General features: G+C 50.4%; 7 protein-coding genes and 1 tRNA gene. 3 read left to right on the top strand and 5 right to left on the bottom strand.

Translation table 11 applies throughout. The annotated features are described in order from the left end of the window. Positions 1-692: TetR/AcrR family transcriptional regulator (locus Q7V06_RS06565; RefSeq protein ID WP_304839768.1), on the top strand; the 692-nt coding region annotated here is incomplete at its 5' end. Between the two features lie 66 nt (positions 693-758). Here the strand turns inward: Q7V06_RS06565 and Q7V06_RS06560 are convergent. The 3 genes from Q7V06_RS06560 to Q7V06_RS06550 form a co-directional block, all read right to left on the bottom strand. After that, positions 759-831, bottom strand: a tRNA-Gln gene (locus Q7V06_RS06560). A 139-nt stretch (positions 832-970) separates the two neighbouring features. Then, entirely contained in the window at positions 971-1,654 is a 684-nt protein-coding gene (locus tag Q7V06_RS06555; protein WP_304839766.1) for a LytS/YhcK type 5TM receptor domain-containing protein, read from the bottom strand. Between the two features lie 127 nt (positions 1,655-1,781). After that, positions 1,782-2,216, bottom strand: a complete 435-nt coding sequence (locus tag Q7V06_RS06550; RefSeq protein WP_304839763.1) for a C-GCAxxG-C-C family protein — start codon at positions 2,214-2,216, stop codon at positions 1,782-1,784. Positions 2,217-2,435: 219 nt separating this feature from the next. Here Q7V06_RS06550 and Q7V06_RS06545 point away from each other — a divergent pair, with 219 nt between their 5' ends. Beyond that, the gene (locus Q7V06_RS06545) at positions 2,436-3,230 is read left to right on the top strand and encodes an EFR1 family ferrodoxin (RefSeq protein ID WP_304839760.1); all 795 of its coding nucleotides are present in this window, start codon (positions 2,436-2,438) and stop codon (positions 3,228-3,230) included. A 172-nt stretch (positions 3,231-3,402) separates the two neighbouring features. Beyond that, complete coding sequence (locus Q7V06_RS06540; protein WP_304839757.1) at positions 3,403-4,524, top strand: MFS transporter; 1,122 nt, start codon at positions 3,403-3,405, stop codon at positions 4,522-4,524. 49 nt (positions 4,525-4,573) lie between these two features. Here Q7V06_RS06540 and Q7V06_RS06535 read toward each other — a convergent pair whose 3' ends face one another. Then, the gene (locus Q7V06_RS06535) at positions 4,574-5,026 is read right to left on the bottom strand and encodes a DUF5814 domain-containing protein (RefSeq protein ID WP_304839755.1); all 453 of its coding nucleotides are present in this window, start codon (positions 5,024-5,026) and stop codon (positions 4,574-4,576) included. Further along, on the bottom strand, positions 5,023-5,328 hold a 306-nt coding region (locus Q7V06_RS06530), incomplete at its 5' end, for a DUF2150 family protein (RefSeq protein WP_304839752.1). The genes Q7V06_RS06535 and Q7V06_RS06530, both read right to left, overlap by 4 nt.

Genomic DNA, 5,328 nt, shown 5'->3' with positions numbered 1-5,328 from the left:
GATTTATGGGAATTGCCGAGAGAATACAACGAGAAAAGGAACAGCGAAAGAAGGAAATCATCGATGCAGCCGAACGGCTCTTCTTCTCCCGTGCATACGATGATGTTTTAATGGACGATATCGCAGATGAGGTTGAGTTGAACAAGGCCACCCTCTATCTCTATTTTAACAGCAAGGAAGCACTCTATGCTGCCATTGTACTCCGAGGTGTCCGAATCCTCCACAAAAAATACCAGGAATGTATGGAGAGGAAAGTGCCGGGTGTTGTCAAGGTGGCCCTGATGGGCGATGCCTATCACCGTTTTTCTGAGGAATACCCGGATTACCTGCGAATGATCCACTTTTTTGGATCTGAACGTTTCTCAAAAGAGAATCCATATACTGCTGAGATCGGAGAAGGGTATGGGATGTGCCGGAAGATCCTGCAGGATGCGGTCCGGGAGGGGATCGATGACAAAACAATTCGATCCGATATTGATCCTTTCCTCGTCTCAATGTACCTGATGATCTCCTTCATGGGAACCCTCTCTCTGGAAGATAAGTGGAAACATGTGATCGCAGCAGAAGGGTTCAGCATTGAGCAGTTCTCAAAAGAGTATTTCCGTTTTATCATACCGGCGATAACAAGCGGTGCATCACGGAAATATCCCGATCTCATGCAGGGGAAGGATTTGAATAATACTCTGTTATGATTTTTTTTATTTTATTTTAAAAAAACGAATCGCCTGGCATTATCGTATGCGAACCTCATTTCTAGATACCCCCGGGCGGATTCGAACCGCCGTCGCCGGATCCAAAGTCCTGCATGATTGACCACTACACTACGGGGGTGAGAAGATCCTCCAATATATTGATGGTAAAAAGATATAGTGGTTTGGGAGTCTGAAGTGGAGGAGATGCGATCAACCGGCTCTTTAGATCATGTAATTGATGAAAAGATCCGATCAGCAAACTCCATAAAAGGGGATAATTACTTCTGCAAAAGTGTATCGTCACCGGAAAGTCCGGCCACTTTTCGCTCCATCTCAAGGATGAGTGAATCACGTTCTGCCTGTATCTTCCGCTCGTTCTGAATATTTTTAACCATCACAGCAAAGACGTACATCCCGGCGGCATTTGCAAGAATCATCGGAATATACACCCTGCTGACAATTTCAAGTGCCGCATCAAATGGTCTGACCATGATGAGCGTCAGTGCCATATGGAAGACTTCCATCAGAATGGCAAAGGCAACCGCAATCGTTGTGCCTGCAAACTTCTTCTTATAGTATATCCATATGAGACCCCCAAAGAGCCCGGCGAAGATCGCTGAGATCGAGCAGGCATAGACGGTGATACCTCCCATGCTCAGACGGTACGCAGCTCCGATCAGCCCTGCACCGATCCCGACCCAGGGACCTGCAAGCAGGCCCGCGACCATTGGCCCAAGGTCGCGGACATTCACAACCGATCCGAGGAACTCAATTCCACTGACTGACCCATAAATGGAGAGGCCACCAAAGAGGAGTACGAGGATGATCCGGGTTTTTATCGTCGGGTTGCCATCCAGGATCTCGGGGAATATCCTGCTCCGTGTCAGGAGATATGCGGCAACGATGATGACGCATATGAGCTGCAGGAGAACATTAATCTGGGTTAGAAATGTTCCGTCCATAAAAAATATCCATAAAAGTTAGCTCATAATTTGTTATAAGGTATACGATCAGGGATCCTCTGGAAAGGTGTTTTGAGACGTCTGTTGTCGGTCCTCCGGCTCTATAACAACCAGTTAATCATACACTTTACAGCAGTCTTTCGAGAATGTCTGCTGCATCCTTCACATACGCCGGGCACCTTGTCTTGAACAGGTTCTCATCCCGTGCCTTTTCATATTCATGAGAATCGCTCAGATCATATCCTAACAGGCCGGTGCAGTTGACGGAGCCGTTTTTCTCGGTAAATTCATTGATAAATTGCCGGACAAGCGCCCGCGTTTTGTCATTTGCGGCAGTATCCCCCTCCCTGGATTTTCCGTATTTCAGCCCGATGGCGAGGATTGCACCTGAAACGGCCCCGCAGATATTACCGGTCCGGGAGACTCCGGCACCAAAGCCGCAGCTGATCTTCTTTGCAAGATCCTCAGACAGTCCGAGATCTTCTGCGAATGCCGAAAAGACTGAGGAAGAGCAGGTGTATCCGTTTGAGAAGGCAGTGATTGCGTTGTCTGATTTTGACATGGTTGCTTCCTCTCGTTGATATTTGGATTTCAGGGTGATAAAACTCTGCAGGCACGATATGCCTTCTGAAAAGAGCAGGAATCGAACCCCTCTTCTCCTTTCCGGCATGCGCCGCCGGATAGAACTCTTGTGTGGATATCTTTATCCCGAATTGTACGAAAAGGAGAATCAATACAGTCGAATCACTCCTTGCATCCGGAATATTCCTGATATGATACCATGACGACCATCATCTACACGTTTACCGGTACCGGCAACACCCTTGCTGTTGCCCGCCTGCTTGCCGAGGCTCTCGGTGATACGACAATCATCCCCATAACCAGGGCGATGGAAGACAGTGCCGTCCCACCGGAGGCCGATGCGATCGGGATTGCGTTCCCGGTTCACTATGTTGATATGCCCACCATTGTGCAGGAATTTGTACGTGGACTTCAGATACATGGCAATCCCTATATCTTTGGGATCGCGACCTGCGGCGGGAGTCCAGGGGGTGCCCTCTATAACCTTGATGCTCTCATCAAAGTAAAAGGAGCAGATCTCTCCCTTGGTGCAGCCATTACGATGCCAGAGAACTTTGTCGGGCCAATAGACCTGATGGAGCCTCCTGAGAAGGTTGAGGGGATACTGGCATCTGGTCAGGATCGAATACCGGAGATTGCAGACGCGATCCGCAGGAGGCAGGAATCCACGCCAGAAGGATCGAACTCAACACCGTACCGGGTTGTGGGATCGTTCTTCCGCTTCCTCATAACATCTGTGTACGGCACTCCCCGGCGGCTCCATGCGACCGATCGCTGCAACCGGTGCGGGATCTGCTCCCGGATCTGCCCGACAGAGAACATCACCGTAACCGATACTGCTGTCACCTGGGGCAGTTCCTGCACCCAGTGTTATGCCTGCATCCACTGGTGCCCGCAGGAGGCAGTCGAGATCGGGAAGAGGACCCTCGGAAAAAGGCGGTACCATCACCCGGATGTGACGGTTGCGGATATGATGGAGCAGAGGAGGGGATAGTTGATCATTTCGTATGTAAAAATTCCTTTCTGGTATTGTCAAAAGAGTTAAAATTCAGATAAGCTGCACACCTGAATAACGTGAAACGCAGATGTTCTCGTTCCTCTCCCTAAGACGCAATCCAGCCCTCCAGCTGATCTTCCTTCTCGGTATCGTCAGCCTATTTGGGGATATGGTGTACGAAGCAGGAAGGAGTATAACAGGTCCTTACCTCTTCTATCTTGGGGCAACTGCCTTTGTTGTTGCAGTGATAGCAGGCTTTGGAGAATTTATCGGCTATGCATTACGCCTTCTATCAGGATATATTGCTGATCGGACCGGCTCCTACTGGAGTTTTGCCATCATCGGATATCTCATGATCGGTGCTATACCTCTTCTTGTTTTTGCCCATGCATGGGAAATTGCGGCAATTCTCATCATTCTTGAACGGATGGGAAAAGGCATCCGGTCACCGGCAAAAGATACCATCCTCTCCCATGCTGCGCACAGGATTGGCCGAGGAACCGGCTTCGGTATTCATGAAGCCATGGATCAGATTGGTGCTGTTGCGGGACCTCTCATCTTTGCCCTCTCCATTGCGGTGTCGGGAGGATATCAAACAGGTTTTGCACTTCTCTCAATTCCGTTTATCCTGCTCATCATCTCTCTATTGATCGCTTACCGGACGGTCCCGGATCCTCTCTCCCTTGAGGATGATTCCGTGAAACGGGATCTCCGGCATATCGGGAAGCTTCCACAGCTCATGCTCCCCTATGGTACATTCACCGTCCTGACGATGGCTGGCTTTGCAGTCTTTCCGCTGATTGCATTCCACTTCTCTTCGGCTTCGGTCGTCCCGGAGGCGCAGATCCCCATCTTCTATGCGATTGCAATGGCAGCTGATGCCTTCTTTGCGCTTATTATCGGTGTTCTCTATGACCGGATAGGTCTTGGTGTACTGATTATCATCCCGCTTGTCAATATCCCGATTGCACTCCTTGTATTCTCCTCCCACTATCTCTTTGCCCTTCTCGCCGTCATCCTGTGGGGTCTCTCAATGGGATCGCAGGAGACTGTTCTCAGGGCGGCTCTTGCAGATCTCACCTCTCTTTCAAAACGGGGAACCGCATATGGAATCTTTAACACACTGTATGGAGGTGGCTGGTTCATCGGGAGCATCATCGTTGGTCTGCTCTATGAGTTCGATATCGGGATTCTGATCGGGTACCTTGTCCTGATGCAGGTGGCGGCACTTGCGGCATTTGCCTGGCTTACCAGATCGATTTCGCCAAAAGCCGGAGAGATTGTACAGTAACCAAAATCTATAAAAAGAATGCGGGTTGGGAGCAGGTGTTAAAAAAACTCTACTGCTCAATACCCTTAATCGCCGCCTCAGTCTTCTTTACAAGCTGATGCTGCCCCTCAAGCTCTGCCACCCTCCGGATCGCCTCGAGCCGGTGGACAGACTCTTCCAGAAACGAGAGAATATCGGCAGGGAAGAGGTCGATCCCATACTCATCGAGGAGGTGAGCGTGTATCTCGCGGTGGTCAAGCCCTCCCATCCGGAGATCGATTATCATGAGGACAAACTTCTGCTCCGGACACCCGCAGAGGGGACTTCCCTTGCACCGGCAGTCGAGGAAATCCTTCTGGAACCGCAGAAGCTGGTCTCTCAGGGTCGGATCGAGCTGTTCATAATTGAGCGATCCAGCGATCATCTCCAGATTTGCACCGTGAAATGCAAAGTCAGGGAGACGGTATCCGGCTATCCGCTGAATCTTGCGGACAGCACGGAGTCGGGCCTTCTTTGCGATCACGACCCTTCTCCGGGCTCCTCATCAAACTTCTTGAGCGACTTCATCGCCTCGCCCATCTTCTCAACAGCTACCAGCCACTCGTCAAAGATCGTCGGATCATCGGTATCCTTCACATACTTCGAACAGCAGGTGACACCATTGATGACTGCCGATCCGATCACTGATGCAATTCTGAGGGCCTCTTCAGGATCTTTATCAGCAGCCTTCTTCCCTTCCTTCACGAGGGTCTTGATATCCGCCTCGGTCTCACCGGCGATGAACAACCGGCATGCAGCGAAGAGAACCATCATCGCGACCTGAAC

The organism is Methanocalculus sp. (genome assembly GCF_030651615.1).
Classification (GTDB): Archaea; Halobacteriota; Methanomicrobia; order Methanomicrobiales; family Methanocorpusculaceae; genus Methanocalculus.
The sequence above is the reverse complement of the archived record's forward strand: the minus strand, read 5'-3'. Positions and strand labels throughout refer to the sequence as shown.

Coding starts and splice junctions, on each gene's coding strand:
- Q7V06_RS06555 (WP_304839766.1), bottom strand. CDS start 1,654: ATGGACGGAACATTTCTAACCCAGATTAATGTTCTCCTGCAGCTCATA.
- Q7V06_RS06550 (WP_304839763.1), bottom strand. CDS start 2,216: ATGTCAAAATCAGACAACGCAATCACTGCCTTCTCAAACGGATACACC.
- Q7V06_RS06545 (WP_304839760.1), top strand. CDS start 2,436: ATGACGACCATCATCTACACGTTTACCGGTACCGGCAACACCCTTGCT.
- Q7V06_RS06540 (WP_304839757.1), top strand. CDS start 3,403: ATGGTGTACGAAGCAGGAAGGAGTATAACAGGTCCTTACCTCTTCTAT.